Origin of the sequence: Haloferax profundi (genome assembly GCF_001469865.1) — an archaeon.
In the GTDB taxonomy this organism is placed as follows: Archaea; Halobacteriota; Halobacteria; order Halobacteriales; family Haloferacaceae; genus Haloferax; species Haloferax profundi.
The window spans coordinates 1-14,597 of the sequence record NZ_LOPV01000713.1 but is presented as its reverse complement, the minus strand read 5'-3'; the positions used below and the strand labels follow the sequence as shown (position 1 = coordinate 14,597).

The 14,597-nt window shown below is 56.9% G+C and carries 15 protein-coding genes; 7 read left to right on the top strand and 8 right to left on the bottom strand.

Annotated elements, in window-relative coordinates; all coding sequences use genetic code 11:
* The 4 genes from AUR66_RS20035 to AUR66_RS20985 all read left to right on the top strand — a co-directional run.
* Positions 1-959 (top strand): hypothetical protein (locus AUR66_RS20035; protein WP_197409895.1); only part of this gene is annotated, 959 nt, incomplete at its 5' end.
* 75 nt (positions 960-1,034) lie between these two features.
* Positions 1,035-2,228: a minichromosome maintenance protein MCM gene (locus AUR66_RS20990; protein ID WP_197409894.1), complete on the top strand. Its 1,194-nt coding sequence runs from the start codon at positions 1,035-1,037 to the stop codon at positions 2,226-2,228.
* Between the two features lie 110 nt (positions 2,229-2,338).
* The gene (locus tag AUR66_RS20025) at positions 2,339-3,136 is read left to right on the top strand and encodes a hypothetical protein (RefSeq protein ID WP_058573867.1); all 798 of its coding nucleotides are present in this window, start codon (positions 2,339-2,341) and stop codon (positions 3,134-3,136) included.
* Positions 3,137-3,255: 119 nt separating this feature from the next.
* Positions 3,256-4,452 carry a minichromosome maintenance protein MCM gene (locus AUR66_RS20985; RefSeq protein ID WP_082682306.1) on the top strand — a complete coding sequence of 399 codons (1,197 nt, stop codon included), beginning with the start codon at positions 3,256-3,258 and terminating at the stop codon, positions 4,450-4,452.
* A gap of 63 nt (positions 4,453-4,515) precedes the next feature.
* On the opposite strand, the gene AUR66_RS20020 is transcribed toward AUR66_RS20985, so the two are convergent.
* Positions 4,516-4,779, bottom strand: coding sequence for a winged helix-turn-helix domain-containing protein (locus AUR66_RS20020; RefSeq protein WP_082682305.1), 264 nt, complete (start codon positions 4,777-4,779; stop codon positions 4,516-4,518).
* Positions 4,780-5,314: 535 nt separating this feature from the next.
* On the opposite strand from AUR66_RS20020, the gene AUR66_RS20015 reads away from it, so the two are divergent.
* A complete protein-coding gene (locus AUR66_RS20015; protein WP_058573865.1) occupies positions 5,315-6,361 on the top strand; it encodes a tyrosine-type recombinase/integrase in 1,047 nt (348 codons plus the stop codon).
* Between the two features lie 260 nt (positions 6,362-6,621).
* Here the strand turns inward: AUR66_RS20015 and AUR66_RS20010 are convergent, their stop codons facing one another.
* Positions 6,622-8,043, bottom strand: coding sequence for an FAD-binding oxidoreductase (locus tag AUR66_RS20010; protein ID WP_058573864.1), 1,422 nt, complete (start codon positions 8,041-8,043; stop codon positions 6,622-6,624).
* Positions 8,044-8,364: 321 nt separating this feature from the next.
* Between AUR66_RS20010 and AUR66_RS20005 the strand changes: the two genes are divergently transcribed.
* Positions 8,365-8,589: a hypothetical protein gene (locus AUR66_RS20005; protein WP_058573863.1), complete on the top strand. Its 225-nt coding sequence runs from the start codon at positions 8,365-8,367 to the stop codon at positions 8,587-8,589.
* A 32-nt stretch (positions 8,590-8,621) separates the two neighbouring features.
* Here the strand turns inward: AUR66_RS20005 and AUR66_RS20000 are convergent, their stop codons facing one another.
* Positions 8,622-10,295: an ATP-binding protein gene (locus AUR66_RS20000; protein WP_058573862.1), complete on the bottom strand. Its 1,674-nt coding sequence runs from the start codon at positions 10,293-10,295 to the stop codon at positions 8,622-8,624.
* A gap of 582 nt (positions 10,296-10,877) precedes the next feature.
* Between AUR66_RS20000 and AUR66_RS19995 the strand changes: the two genes are divergently transcribed.
* The gene (locus AUR66_RS19995) at positions 10,878-12,011 is read left to right on the top strand and encodes a GNAT family N-acetyltransferase (RefSeq protein WP_058573861.1); all 1,134 of its coding nucleotides are present in this window, start codon (positions 10,878-10,880) and stop codon (positions 12,009-12,011) included.
* Between the two features lie 75 nt (positions 12,012-12,086).
* On the opposite strand, the gene AUR66_RS19990 is transcribed toward AUR66_RS19995, so the two are convergent.
* From AUR66_RS19990 to AUR66_RS20980, 5 genes are all read right to left on the bottom strand, one after another.
* A complete protein-coding gene (locus AUR66_RS19990) occupies positions 12,087-12,398 on the bottom strand; it encodes a non-histone chromosomal MC1 family protein (protein ID WP_058573860.1) in 312 nt (103 codons plus the stop codon).
* A 116-nt stretch (positions 12,399-12,514) separates the two neighbouring features.
* A complete protein-coding gene (locus AUR66_RS19985) occupies positions 12,515-13,453 on the bottom strand; it encodes a phosphotransferase family protein (protein WP_058573869.1) in 939 nt (312 codons plus the stop codon).
* Between the two features lie 51 nt (positions 13,454-13,504).
* Positions 13,505-14,179, bottom strand: a complete 675-nt coding sequence (locus AUR66_RS19980; protein ID WP_058573859.1) for an HAD family hydrolase — start codon at positions 14,177-14,179, stop codon at positions 13,505-13,507.
* Positions 14,180-14,254: 75 nt separating this feature from the next.
* Positions 14,255-14,383 carry a hypothetical protein gene (locus tag AUR66_RS23125; RefSeq protein ID WP_269432629.1) on the bottom strand — a complete coding sequence of 43 codons (129 nt, stop codon included), beginning with the start codon at positions 14,381-14,383 and terminating at the stop codon, positions 14,255-14,257.
* 60 nt (positions 14,384-14,443) lie between these two features.
* On the bottom strand, positions 14,444-14,597 hold a 154-nt coding region (locus tag AUR66_RS20980), incomplete at its 5' end, for an acyl-CoA dehydrogenase family protein (protein ID WP_269432630.1).

Here is a 14,597-nt window from a genome sequence, read left to right as displayed (position 1 = left end):
CGAAACTGTACGAGCAAGTACAGGGACGCATCGACGGAGACCATCGTCTCCTCGACCACGCGGGACTGCCGGTTTCGAAAGGAGACCACGCGAACTTGTCGTTCCTGAACTCGCTCGACCTCACGGACGATGAGGACCTCGCCGACTCGTTCGCTGAAACCTCGCTCGGTCAACTCGTTGATTCGTCGCTGCGGACGGAAGCCGCAACCCGCGCTATCCAATCGTCGCACTCGACCGCGCTCTCGTACCTCGTCGGCGTGACCCAACAGGACCTCGACGCCAGTTCACTGACGCTCCCACTTCGACTAATCGACGAACTCGAAAACGGCGGTGGTCTCACCACGATTACCGGCGCGGGGAACCCGAACACAGGAAAGACGAACACGATGTTCCTGCTGAACGGCGACCTCGCGCGGGCCTACTGGGGAGATGACCTCCTGGTAATCTCGAACGTCGGCACGTGGGACGGTGCGGACATCGTGGTTCGGTCGATGTACGACCTAATGGACGTGCTGCTCACCCATCGTGACCGACCGAAGACGGTGACTATCGACGAAGGTTCGACGCACTTCGACGCCCGGACGTACCGGCGAGAAGTGGCCTCGCAGTGGACCCCCGCAATCAAGCGATTCTCGAAACTCGGCGTCGAGTCCGTCGGCGCAATCGGTCACACTGGAAAAGACGTCCATCCTGAACAGAAGCGTCTCTCGACGCTCTCGTTCTACAAGACGGCGCAGGATGAGGTGACGTTCTACCGCGACTGGCCTGACGATGCTGACAAGCCGACTGGCGAGCTGTTCGGTGGCTCGCTCGTAAACCTCGAACCGACGTTGGAGAAGTACGACCCGGACGATGCTGCGCCGTGGGCGTGGGACTTACCGAGTGATTTGTTTCAGGAGCAGTTCGAAGACTGGGAGGAGTTCCATGAACTGCTAATCGATTCTGGAACTACAATCTAACAGCCTGATATTCGATTTTCATCATGGTCAGATATGACGGAAAGTATTATAATCACACAAATTATTATTTGTTATATGACATCAGAGGGCGAGTATTCCTATGACGATTTTGAACAGTTGGCAACCAACTATGATATGTTTGAACGGCTTGCAACTACGTTGGATAGACCTTCAATTGGACGAACAGTTACTCACGCTGTCTTGCTCCAACTTGTAGGCTCTTCCAGTTATGAACTGATACCTGGTCAGGAAGTACGTGGAGACATTCATTTGGCAATCATCTCTGATTCGACAGCCAATTTGTCTCGGTACCTTTCACTGGTCGTAGAGATTGCACCACAGGAAACTGCCCGTCTCAATGGCACAAGCACGTCGCTTGCGGGCATTGTCGGAAGTGTTTCTGGTGGAACTCTCACACCTGGACCAATAATTGACGAGTCGGTAGGTCTCACAATAATCGAACAATTTGATTCGGCTCGAGGAAAATCTCAAAATGCTTTCCAGCAGGTCATGGATAGTGGACAGTATTCATTCGCGAAGGCCAATTATCGCGACACTGTTGATGCTCCTGGCTCGATTCTAATTGGTCTCACACCTAAGTATGGTAATTTCGATGAATACGAACCGGTTGTTGACCAACTCAACCTCACACCATCTCTTGTCTCTGGTGTTGATCTTCCCATCGTCAATTTCGGGAACGGAAAATCATCTGAACAAACAGATCTGGATCGTCTTCCTATGGACCTTGCTCGAGAGTATATCTCTTATGCTCACTCGGTTCATCCGGGCGTAGAAAACATTGCGTTAGAGGAAATTAGAAATTACATTCGAGAATTGAAGTCCAATCTTGACAACTCAGGATCTTCATTCCCATTCGGCATATCTCGATTGCATGAAGCCCTCATTCGCTTTTCAAATGCCCATGCTAAAATTCAACTTTCCGAACAAGTGACCCAGTCTGATGCTCAAAGAGCAATTGACTTGGTCAATGATTCGTTTACATCGCTTGGTTTCGATCCAGAGACTGGTGAATTCGGTTCTGAACAAGGCGATGTAATATCTTTAGAATTAGAAGCACACGAAGAATTTCTCCTCATGTTGATTCGGTCGGAAGTTGATGCTTTCGAAGAAGGAGTACCTCACGAGTTTGTCTTGGAAAAAGCACGGGAGGCAGGAATCGATGAACGTACTACAATTGATGGGCTTGAAGCATTGAAAATGAAGGGAGATGTATACGAACCCAGAGGTGAAATCTATCGGCCTACGTAACTTCTAATTTTCTCAGATTGAAAAATTAGTTTTCTCTTCCCGGCTCTTTTCTGCCGATAATACTAGCAAATAAGGAATGTTTAATAGAATGTCATTATGTCCATTAATTAGTGTACCGATACACTCCCTCCGAAATCGACTATCAGCGCGCCAATCACCAGGCGAAGGTCCAAGATCGAAAGAACCTCGATGTAAAGCGAATCGGAAACCTCGGAGAACTCGCATTTGAGCAGTTCTGCCGCGAATACCTCCCGGTTGACCTCTGGGAATGGAAGAACGAAGAACCGATGCGGCGATGCAACCCGGAGAGTTTCTCGCCGTACGACTTCGAAGTATTCGGCTACGAAGTCGATGTGAAGACCTCGCGCGACGTGTCGGCGTTCCTCCCCGAAACCCTCCTCGACAACGACCCAGACGACGATATCATAGTGATGGTCTGGCATCGAGACAACGAGGACAGTCTGATAATGCTCGGTTGGGAGCGAATCGAGACGCTGAAATCTAAAGCGGCATCGCAGGAGAAGTACTCCGGCGAGGAACCGGAGAAACTCGATCACCTCGCAGCACGACCGATGAACGAACTCATTGACCTCGGTCCGAACACGGCGTACATGAACCAGAAGCCGGAGAATCCGTTTTCGCCCGGCGACCGCGTGAAAAAGAAGGGCGACGACGATGCATCAGTCGCGGTCGTCGTCGAGGTGCTCCCACCGGAGAAGAACACTGGGGCGTACGGACAGGAGATGGACGGTGAAGCAGTCAGTGTCGCGTTCCCGTCCAGCCTCGACGAAGGTCCCGGCGAATGGCGCGATATTCATCCGGCACTGTATTCGTCGTACTGCTACGACCAGAATATCAGGCTCTACACGTACAAGCACTCGAATCTTGAGTTTGCCGAGGAAGAATAGACAGTATTCAGAGAATCCTGCTTTTGCGATCCACTTTCAAATACTAACACCGTTTGCTGACACTGTCGTCAGCGTTCATCCACACAAAATGCTATTTATCCGGGCCATCTGGTCAACGTATGACATCTGAAAGAGAATACGGGCCAGATGATTTTGAGCAGATGGCCACCAGTTACGATATGTTTGAACGGATTGCAGTGACACTTGATCGACCAGATATTGATGGGAAAGTCGTTCACGCAGTAACTCTACAACTTGTCGGTGCCCCTGCTATTGAACAAGGACTCGGTGAGGATATCCGAGGGAACATACACCTTGCTATAATATCCGATGCAACAGCGAATCTTTCTCGTTTCATCTCTGCTGTCATCGACCTTGCACCTCAACAGACCGCGCATCTGAATGGTACAAAAACATCACCCACAGGTGCCATTGGTAACGTAACTGGTGGAAATCTTTCGCCAGGCCCGTTGCTCGATGAAAATGTAGAACTCACCGTAATCGAACAGATGGATTCGGCAAGTACGAAGCTTCAGAATGCGTTTCAACAAATCCTTGACACTGGAAAATATTCGATTACGAAATCTAAATTCAGAGGTACTGTTGATGCTCCGGGGTCCGTCCTTATCGCCAAGAACCCCAAGTATGGCACATTTGACCAGTATGAGCCCATCGGCGAGCAGATTGATTTGACACCTGCGGTAACTGCAGCTGTCGATTTGTCTATGACAAATGTCACGAAATCAGCTTCGGAATTGGAAACGAGCGAAGAACCTCTTCCTCCCTCTATTGCGCGCGAATACATCTCTTTTGCACGTTCAAACAGTCCCTCTCTTTCAACTGAAGCAAGAGAAGAAATTAAAAAGTATGTCGAAGGACTGGTGACAAAGCTTGAAGATTCTGGCCTTGGGGGGAGCGTTGGTACTGTTCGCTTACAAGAATCGCTCGTGAGATTTTCTCTTGCTCATGCACGTCTTAGCCTTTCTACTCAAGCTTCGGCAGGTGACGCAAAGAGAGCAATTCAACTGGTTCAAAACTCTCTAAGGGATCTGGGCGTTGATCCTGAAACTGGCTCTTTCGATGGTGAAATTGTTGAGACAGGTCGCCTGAATCGTGAAAACAAACAGCCAAAAAATTTGCTTGAAAGTATTCGAAAACTCAATGAAGAACATTCTGGTGGTGTACCTCTCGATGAGATTCATAAAGCGGGGAAGAACCTCGGTCTATCCACCTCTGAAACAAATGAGCGAATTGAGAAACTTATGACGAAGGCAGATATCTACACGATTGCTGAGGACCTCTACCGGCCTACATAGACAAATTTAGAACCTCATCCCACCCATCCACCCGCCCCCTTTACGGGTAAGGGTGGTGGGTGCTTACTCTTCGTCGTCGAGTTCGGAGGCGTCGAGATCGCCAGAAAGATACTCACTACCTCTGTCTGCGATTTCGTAGTATCCCCGCTCGACTCGCGTGACGAAACCCTGTTCAACGAGAATAGATAGCCGCCTGTTGACTTCCGAGCGGGTCTTGTCGATGTTCTTCGCTATGACTGCGGGGGAGAGAATCATCCCAGATGAATCGAGAGCTTCCAAGATTCTCTCGTCGATTGGCATCTGCATCCAATCTCCCGGTTTGCGCATGGAATGTTCTCAGAACCCAACTTCTTACACTTGCCTATGTGATTGAATGATTGGATTAATCAATGTGGTTAGATACACTAATTAGTGAGAATATTTTTGTACTTGTGCTGTGAGGTAACGCTCAACGGAAGCTATACGCGACCCTGACTGTCTTCAGGTTCGTCAGAAAGCGGACCCGGTGCTGGAACACCGACCCGCGATGGCTCCCGTAATCAAGGTACGGAAGCATGTTCACCTACACGACTCGGGGTATTCAACCCCTACGACGGCGACCGCGCACCGACTTGACGAAAGAGACCAGTTTCACTTTCGCTCAAACGTTTACTTTCACTCTGCATACATGGCTTGACCTTTTACTAAAACGGCTGAAACAGTCAGACTGGCTGACGGTCCCCTTCGGGAGCGCGTACCCTACCAAAAGCAGCGCCCCCGACCCGGACCGTGGCCCCATAATGGAGACCATGATTCGATTGGCAAACCCCCACTGTAAGCGTAGCGAACCGGTTGGAAGTGAAACCTCATGTGAGGTGGTTCGATGAGCAAACTCGAACCGCTCGAACCCGAGCTGGCCGTCCAGATGTACCTGGACGCTCGCCGGGACGAACTCGCAGACTGGACGCTCAAATCTCACAAGTATCGACTCTCCGCGTTCGTCCAGTGGTGCGAAGAGAGCGACATCGACAACCTGAACGACCTGAACGGTCGGGACCTGTACCGGTTCCGGGTGTGGCGGCGCGAAGGAAACTTCGACGTCGACGACGGCGAAGAACCGAAGCCAATCGCTCCAGTCACGCTCAAATCGCAGCTGACGACTCTCCGCGCGTTCCTCCGATTCTGTGCTGACGTGAACGCTGTGCCGGGTGACTTCTACGAGCGCGTTGCCCTGCCGAAGATTTCCGGGACGGACGACGTGAGTGACTCGACGCTCGAACCGGACCGGGCGACTGCGATTCTCGACTACCTCTATCGCTATCACTACGCCTCGCGGAAACACGTCGAATTCGCGCTGCTGTGGGAAACCGGCGCTCGGATGGGTGCGATTCGTGGCCTCGACCTGCGCGACCTCGACCTCGATGGGCGGAAACCGACGGTTCGCTACGTCCACCGGCCAAATGAAGGAACTCCTATCAAGAACGGTGAGCGGGGCGAACGGTACAATTCCATCTCGGACCGCGTGGGGAAGATGCTCGAGGCGTACATCGAGGGTCCGCGCGTCGAAGCAACTGACGAGTTCGGTCGGAAACCGCTACTGACGACGTACAACGGGCGGATTTCAGCGAGCGCGATTCGGCAGGACGTGTACTCGGTGACTCGCCCCTGCTGGTACAGCAAGGAGTGTCCACACAATCGGGAGATTTCGACGTGCGAAGCGGTGGAGATCAATCACGTCAGTAAGTGTCCCTCGTCTCGGTCTCCCCACGACGTTCGGAAGGGGGTGGTGACGCTCTACCGCCGCGAGGAAGTCCCTCGACGAGTCGTCTCCGATCGCCTCGACGCCAGCGACGCGGTGCTCGATAAGCACTACGACCGTCGCGGCGAGCGCGAGCGTGCTGAACAACGCCGGAATCACCTGCCGTGGTAAAATGACGGGAGTTAGTCAAATGAGAACGCAAGAGGCAGTTTATATACCCCGGTTTACGAACCCCTGCAGCGCCCATGATTCTTCCGCGAACAACGTGAGCGGAGAATCATCTCCGCGAAGGAATTGAACTAGCGAGCAGCTTCGCTGCGAGTGAAGTTCAAATCCTGCAGCGTCCATCACCCCCAATCGTCTTCAAAATCAGTCTCAAATCGATAGGAACCAGTATCGAAGGCGGATGAAGGTCTCTCCTCAGTAGAAGACTACTCTTCTGAGGGAGTGACGTTGACGGTGTTATCGAACGCGTTCTGTTCGTCGTACCGGGCCTTGATCTCAGAGAGACGGTCGAAATTGTCACCGTAGACTCGTTCGACGGTCTCTTCGCTCCCTTCGGTGCTGACGCCAGTGAAGCCACCGTAGGCACCGTATCCACCGAGGCTTCGGAACAGGTCGTCACCGTCGCGTGCCCACTCGACGTTCGCGTCATCCTCGCCATCGTCCCAGTTCGCCTCGACAGTAATCATGTATTCCGCGTCGCGGTGCGGATACGCCGTCTCGTCGCCACCGACGTCGCTAATCGCACCCCCCATCTGCCAGACGCCGACACCCGAGAGTGGAGACTCGGCCTCGTTCGCGTGGTCCACGATAGCGTCGATGACGTCGTCGGAGAGATCATCGACGAAGCACGACCGATGACAGTAGTTCCGGCCCTCGGGGAACATCATCGTTCCCAGTTGGTGCAACATCAGGTACGGCATCGGTTCACTCATGTCGAGCAACGGCTCGTCGACGAGTTCACGGAAGGGCTGAAGCGCCTCCATCCCGTCCTCGGGACTTCCAATGTAACACCCCAGAACCGCAACCGCGTCCTCTCCGACGAGTTCGTCGGGCATCGGTGGGAGGTTCGGCACGTGGCTCTTCAGTGCGAGGGTCGTCACCTCGTCCGACGCGTCTGCTGCCGCCTCACGATACGCCTCGAAGACTTCCTCGGTCTGTTCACCGGGGTAGAAGACGCCGAGACCCGCGACGATGGGGCCGACTTCGTACAGTTCGAACTCGAAGTTGGTGACGACACCGAAGTTCCCGCCGCCACCGCGAACTGCCCAGAACAGGTCTTCGTTCTCGTCTTCACTGGCGGTGACGAGTTCACCGTCAGGCGTTACAACGTCTACTGATCGGAGCGCGTCGATACCGAGACCGTGTTTGCGGCGCATCCACCCGATTGCGCCACCGAGCGTCGACCCCGGAATCCCGACGTCGCCGGCACTTCCCGTCGGTGTCGCGAGCCCATAGTGCTGAGACTCGATGAGAACGTCGCGAGCGCGACACCCCGGTCCAACCTGTGCGACGCGCTCGTCCGGGTCGACGTGGACGTGGTTCATGTCTGCGAGGTCGAGAACGAGTCCGTCGTCGACCGTCGAACTCCCGGTTTGGTTGTGCGCACCGCCGCGAACCGAGAATGGGAGGTCGTGGTCGGCTGCGAACGTGAGGCTCGTACTCACGTCTGCCACACCCTGACAACGAACGATTAGTCTTGGATACTTGTCGACGAGCCCGTTCCACACGGAACGCTCCTCGTCGTAGCTCTCATCGTCTTGTGAGACGAAATCGCCCCGAAGGGACATCGCGAACTCGGTGATGGCTTCGTGACTCGATTGAGCGTCTACTGTTTCAGAACTAGACATTCAAGCAAACTAACCAGACAGGGGAGTGTAATAGCTTTCGGAAGATACCACTGGTATATCCGTAGGCCCGCATGCGATTTCAGACGAAGAAAGGGAGCCGTAGTATCGGTGACTGAACGGGGGACATCCACGTTGCGGAAGGAGGACACGGGTATTGCAGCGCCGTGGGCGTGAACCGACCGATTGGGCCGTTTGAGAGTCGTTCGAGCTGAGTGCAACTGACACACGAACCATCCCCGACACATCACACGAAAATCAAAACATCCCACAAGACACGCGGAGAAGAAGGCTCAAATACTATCCAGTCGAGCCGAAGGTAGAATGAAGCACTGCCCGCATCCCGGGTGTTCGTGGCAGGCGATTGCCCCCACAGCGGACGCTGCGCTGACGCAATACGCCGAGCACCTCGTCGAGGAACACTCCCGAACGGTCGACGTGGATATCCCAGACGGGATGGTTCAAATCAAACTCCAAGAGGGTGGCGAGTGGATCACCACGACGTTCGAAGAGGCACGAAAACTCCACGACACGGGGCACGACGAGTAATCGACCGCAGTCGTGGCCGAACTGGGGGACGCTCACTCCCGACGCTTCGCCCACGTCGACGGAACGTCGCTCCCACCTTCAACCGAGAGTCGGCCTTCGAACTTCGCAAACGTCGGATTCTGTACGAACTTCCCTCCCAACACCGTCTCACCCAATCCAAATTTCGTCGCCTCGTCGAGGAGACTCGCGGGCACGTGTGAGAGGATAGCCGAGAGGTGGTCCAAGTCGGACTGGGAGTTCATGCGCATCAAGAGCAGATTGTCACACTGCGAGAGGATGTTGTCGTGAATCTTTCCCGGCCGTTGGGTCGAAAGCAGGAGGTACAGTCCGAACTTTCTGCCTTCTGCGGCGATACGGACCGAGGTGTCGGTCGAAATCGCCTGTAAGTCGTCCGCCGGTTCCTGCGGACAGATGTTGTGTGCCTCGTCCACGACGACGAGTGTCGGCCGGCGTCGGTTCCGTTCCCGCCAGAGGTGCGTCAAGACGGCGTTGGTGACGACCCTCTTCTCGGATGCCGACCCGAGCGTCCCGATGTCGAGGACGAGACAGCGCCAATCGGACCGGTCGAGCGTGTCGACGAGCGACGATTCGCCGGGTGAACACCACACGTCCCAGTCTGCCAACCCGAGGTTCTCGATACGCAGGCCGAGTTGGCGGGCCTCCGCCGTGAAGTTGTGCGCGATTGCGTCCTGTACTTCGTCCCACGAGTACTCTCGGTCGTCGAGGCCGTCGAGGACGTGCCAGAACGTGTTGAACTCTTCGCGGTCGTCGAGTGGGTCGAGTTCGAGGACTGTCCCCTGTTCGGTTCGACTGAGGTCACCGAAGCGAACCCGTAACACGTCGTCGTCCTCGTCCGCCACCGTCTTCGGCCGATAGACGTGCAACCCGTCGGTCGCTTCTCGATAGCGCTCGACCAACTCGTCGTACGCCTCGGGCGAAAGCGGGTCCGAACGGAACCGATTCACTTCCTCGCGGGGGCGTGGTTCGTCCAGACCGATGAAGTCAGAGTTCGGGTCGACGACGATGATTCGCAGGTCGGTCTCGAGCAGTAACTGTTCGAGGACGATACCGAGCGAGAACGTCTTTCCCGACCCGGATTGTCCACAGAGGAAGGTGTGCCGATTGAACCCTCCTGCGTCGAGTCGGACCGTTGCGTCTCCGTCCACGTACAGCGCCTGTCCGATAGGGAGACTCGCATTTCGACGCGGTCCAGCCAAGTATCGACTCACCAGCGCGGCGTCTGCTCGGTCCAACGTGGCAGTTTGAAACGTGTCCGTGTTCGACGTCGGAGCAATCGAATCTGCGGTGACGGTCCCGAGGAGGACGCCAGTTCCTTCCAACGCCGAGACCCGCAACCGGTCTGTGACACTGGACATGTTCACGCCTTCGGGAAAGATATCTCGTTGGATGTCGAGTTCGAGACCCAGTTCTGCACCCTCGCGCTTGACGACCGCTTTCGTGATAATCTGCCCCAGATAGTGCTGGTCGTCGTCCGTCGCTATCTGGACGTAACTCCCGACCGGGATGGGAAGTGACAGCGGCGCTTCGTAGTGGAACGTCCGCCCGTCGATAGAGTACGCGAACTGCGCGACGTTTTGCGCCGCCCGCGATTGAAGATAGTCGTGAAACGCTCGGAGGTCCCCGCGAAGTTTCTCTAGTTGCTGTTCGTTCAGGTGGTTCTCGTCGTCGCTGTCGTGGTCGTTCATCGACGGTGTTCTCCCGTAATACTCGCTGCGCGGCTTCGATACGGTCAGCTCAGAACTCCGTACTCACTGAGAGCTCTTTGTTAGACCGTCTCAAATAGGGCGTGTGACAGCATAAACGAGGGGCCTCGGGTCGGTGACAGTCGTCCCGTCGTAGAGAACAGGCTCTGAGTGCTGTGGGTCGTCACTCCAGATGCAGTCCGTCGAGGCCCGTTCGGACGTGGTCTCTGAGCGGCGACGTGGCGACGCCGAATCAGTGGGCACGCGTGGGGTACATGTTCGCGACGACTCTGCTCGTTGGAATCGCCGCAGTGGTCTTGGCTGTCGTCGGGGCGTTCAGTCACCGAACTGCGACGCGGCACTTCGTGTCACCCGTCTATTCAGGCATGTGAGGGTCCGAAGAACGTGTCTGTACCACGTGCCAGACGATACCGGATTAGGAGCGACATACCCGGTTGAGGAGAGCACGGAACCCGGGGCTGTCGTCGGAGTATGGCCTCGCTCCCGTGTGAGCAGACCTACTGTACCCATGCTGTGGATAACGATTGTATAACAATACAGACAGTCTGCGAATATCGGTGTAATATGAGTCATCTTCCTCGACAGGAGGAACGCACTGATGGATATCGCATCCAGCAGTTCACTCAGGACCACCTGGACGGATTTTTAGCTCTTCACGAACTCACCTACGGTGGTCACCCGTCGACGGCGCTCTTCGAGTGGCGGTACAACAGTCCGTACCTGGACGAGATTCCGATATTCGTCGCAGTCGACGACACCGGCACCGTCGTCGGTGCCACTGCGTTCTTACCCTTCAAAATCGCCGCGGGAGACTCCACGGCCCTCGCACTCCAACCGGCGAACGCGATGGTCCACCCGGACCACCGCCGGAACGGCCTCTTCAGTCGGACGTTGACCAGCGCAATCGACCACTACGAAGACAGCGACGCCGAGTTCTTCTTCAACTTCCCGACGGCCCCTGCACTCCCTGCGCTCACGAAACTCGGCTGGAAAGAAGTCGGGACAGTGCCGACGTGGTTCCGTCTTCAGCGACCCGTCGCAGTGCTCGACGGGGCGGTTCCAGATTCGATTGCTCCCGTCGCATCTCGAATCGCGACGGCACTCGCCAAAGCCCACAACCGAATCCGCCGGGGAGTTGCGACAGGAGACACGAGTGTCGACGTCGAACGATACGACGAACTCCCTGTCGGCCTGTTCACCGAACTGTACGAAGAGAACACTCCGGAGCACATTCACGTCGTCAAAGACAGGAAATTCTTCGCGTGGCGGTTCGGAAACCCCGAGTGGGACACTGTCTCGTACGTGGCGCGACGGGAAGGCCACCCAATCGCCGGTCTGGTCGCGTCTACTCGGCGGACGGACGGCCTCACCGCAACTGCGCTGATGAGCGTCCTTCCACCGGCGGACGCCGACCCGGATATCGACGCACTGGTCGTCTTACTCGACGCTGTCGTCGGTGACCATCGAGACGTAGACGTGATTCGCGTGAGTGGGTCGTCGCTCCCGACGTCGGTTCTCGAACGATTCGGCTTCCTCGACAACCACGCGTTGCCGCTGTCGCGCGTGACGAACAAGACGCACTTGGTGACGCGCCCAATCGTCGACGACGCCGAGCACAAGTGGTACCTTGATGAGAAGCTTCTCACGTCGCAGAATCAGTGGGTCGTCGAACTCGCCGACCAAGACGCTCCGTTCTGACGGCTCTGTGGGATAGCATCCGCTCACGCGCCGGACTGAAAACGACACCCGTCGCGGGTGCCACCGGGGATGAGTCTACTCGTCGAGGTGTTCGATACCCTGTTTCGACACGTTCGAACGGGTGACGTAGTCGTCCATCCACTCTGGGGCGTCGTCACCTTTCGCTTCGGTCCACGCCCACCCTTCGTAGATGTGGACCTTGTCTGTTCCTCGCTCGCGGAGTCTGAGCGTCGCGTGTCCGTCGACTTCGTCGCGACTCGGCGCGGGGTGCAGTCGTCGCGCGGCCTTCAACGCCGCCTGTCGGGGATATCGACCGCTGAACACGCTCGTCTCTTCGCCGTCGTCCTCCACGAGGACGAAATTTCGCTTACCATCTTCTCGGACCATGCGTGACCCTACCACGCACTCCAAATTAGTAGTTCGTATCGGCACACATTCTTTCGAACGTGGACGACGTGCCTGCCAGAGACGAGTGACGCGCCCGATTCGGGCGCACGCAGCGTCTACAACAGATCTTCGAGGCGTCGCCGATGGAACGACACCGCGCGCGTCCCAGTTTGTTCTGGGTACCCCGGCCGTGTCACCTCGCCGGCCGAATCGACTGCCGACCTGAGAACTGCCGCGATTCGGTAGATTGGTTCGACAGTCGGGTACGGTCGAACGGTCTCGTAGCCATCACGAAACGCTCGCCGAAGCGACGTGCCGTCGGTGACGTACCAGTCGGCGACGAGGTGTTCGACTTTCGCGACGGCGAGTGCCGGTTCGGCGGCGAGTGGATTCCCCCAGTCGAGGACGGCAGAAACCCCGTCCGACCCGACCAGGGCGTTCCCCGGTCTGAGGTCCCACGGGTAGAGACGAGACGGTGGGTCCTCGGGCACAGATGCGGTGTCGACTGCCGCCGAGAGTGCGTCGCGAATCGAGTCGAAGGCTGGTGGCAGTGCCTCGATGCCCGCGCGGACGTACGACGAGAACCACGTCTCCCAGTCGGTCGCTTCGACGGCGCGGAACTCGACGCGACTCTCGCCTCCGGTGTCCGCGGTGACCGCGCCGTACCCGTCGAGTGTGAATGAGTCGTGAATCTCTCCGAGGCCCCGGCCGAACGTTCGAGCGACGTCCTGTTGCGTTCTCTCGTCGAGGTGAACGAACTGTTCGTGGAGTTCCTCACCGGACGCCCGTTCGACGACTGCGTATCCACGGTCGGCAATCGTCCCCGTCGAGAGGACTCGCGGGACCGGAATCGAGGTCCGATTTCCAACTGCTCGTGCGAGGGTGGTTTCGAGATGAATCGCCTCCTCGTCTGTCGAGAGTTGGACGACGACTGCGTCACCGTCGACAAAGTCGACTATCGTCGTCTCCTTGTGGTTCCCGCGTCGCGCTGGCGTCGTCGACGCGACAGTGCGGTTCGGGAACTCGTGTGCCAACACGGCTACCACGTCGTCCATCGAATCAGTCATCGGTTCGAGTGCCGGAAATGTTCGTCGGAACGACACCACTCAGCCGAGGATGTCGGTGAATTCGTGCAGTGACGAGAGGACGTACTCCGGCGAGTACGTCCCCGTGTCGAAGTCACTGTCTGGGTCGTCTGGGCACCACGCTGCGTCGAGTCCGGCATCCTGTGCGCCACCGACGTCGTATTCGAGCGAATTTCCGACGTGGAGACTCGCGTGCGCGCCCACGTCAAGTTCGTCCAGCGCTCGCTCGAAGGGGTCGGGGTGCGGTTTTCGACGCGGCATGTCGCCTGCGTAGACGACCACGTCGAACGCGTCGGCGAGGTCTAGCGCGTCGAGTTTGACGGATTGACGACGTTCGGGACCGTTCGTCACGAGTCCGACGTGCGCGTGCGTCCGTGCGGCGTCGAGGGCAACGTTGGCACCGGGGAGGAACGAGACGGCCGTGTGGTCGACCGTCTCGATGAACCCACGGGCCAGTGCCTCGGCGTCGACAGTGCGACCGTACTTCGTGGCGACTCGCTCGAATCCGGTCGTCAGATACGACTCGGGGTCGTCGGGGTCGGGCGGGCCGTCGAGCGCCGACCAGAGGTCGGATGGGTCACCGAAGCGGTCGGCATCGGCGGCGGCGAACGCGCCGGCGTAGATGTCCTCACCGGACTGGTCGTTCTCGATGAGCGTCCCGTCGAGGTCGAACAGGACTGCGTCGAATGATGTCACTCCCGAACTAGGGGCGGTGAGGATAAAACGTTCCGCCCGGTGTCGAAGTGGCAATTGGTCAGTCCGAACACTCCGTTACGGTGGGACGTCGCCGTCTAACTCGTGGTACTCCCAGACGTGGTCTTTCAGTTCTTCTTCGGTGGCGAAGTGGTCACCGCACATCTCACACGTGAACTCGGGCGCGTCGCTGTCGCGGACACTCATGTTCTAAAATTGACGTTCGAGTGGCTTAACGGTACGTCCCGAACTGCGGCGTGGTTGGGGTTAGAAGCCCTTGCCGAGCAGTTCGCGGGCGATGATGGTCTTTTGAATCTCCGTGGTCCCCTCGTAAATCTGCGTAATCTTGGCGTCGCGGTAGAGACGTTCGACGTCGTGGTCGTTGACGAACCCAGCGCCACCGTGAATCTGGACCGCTTCG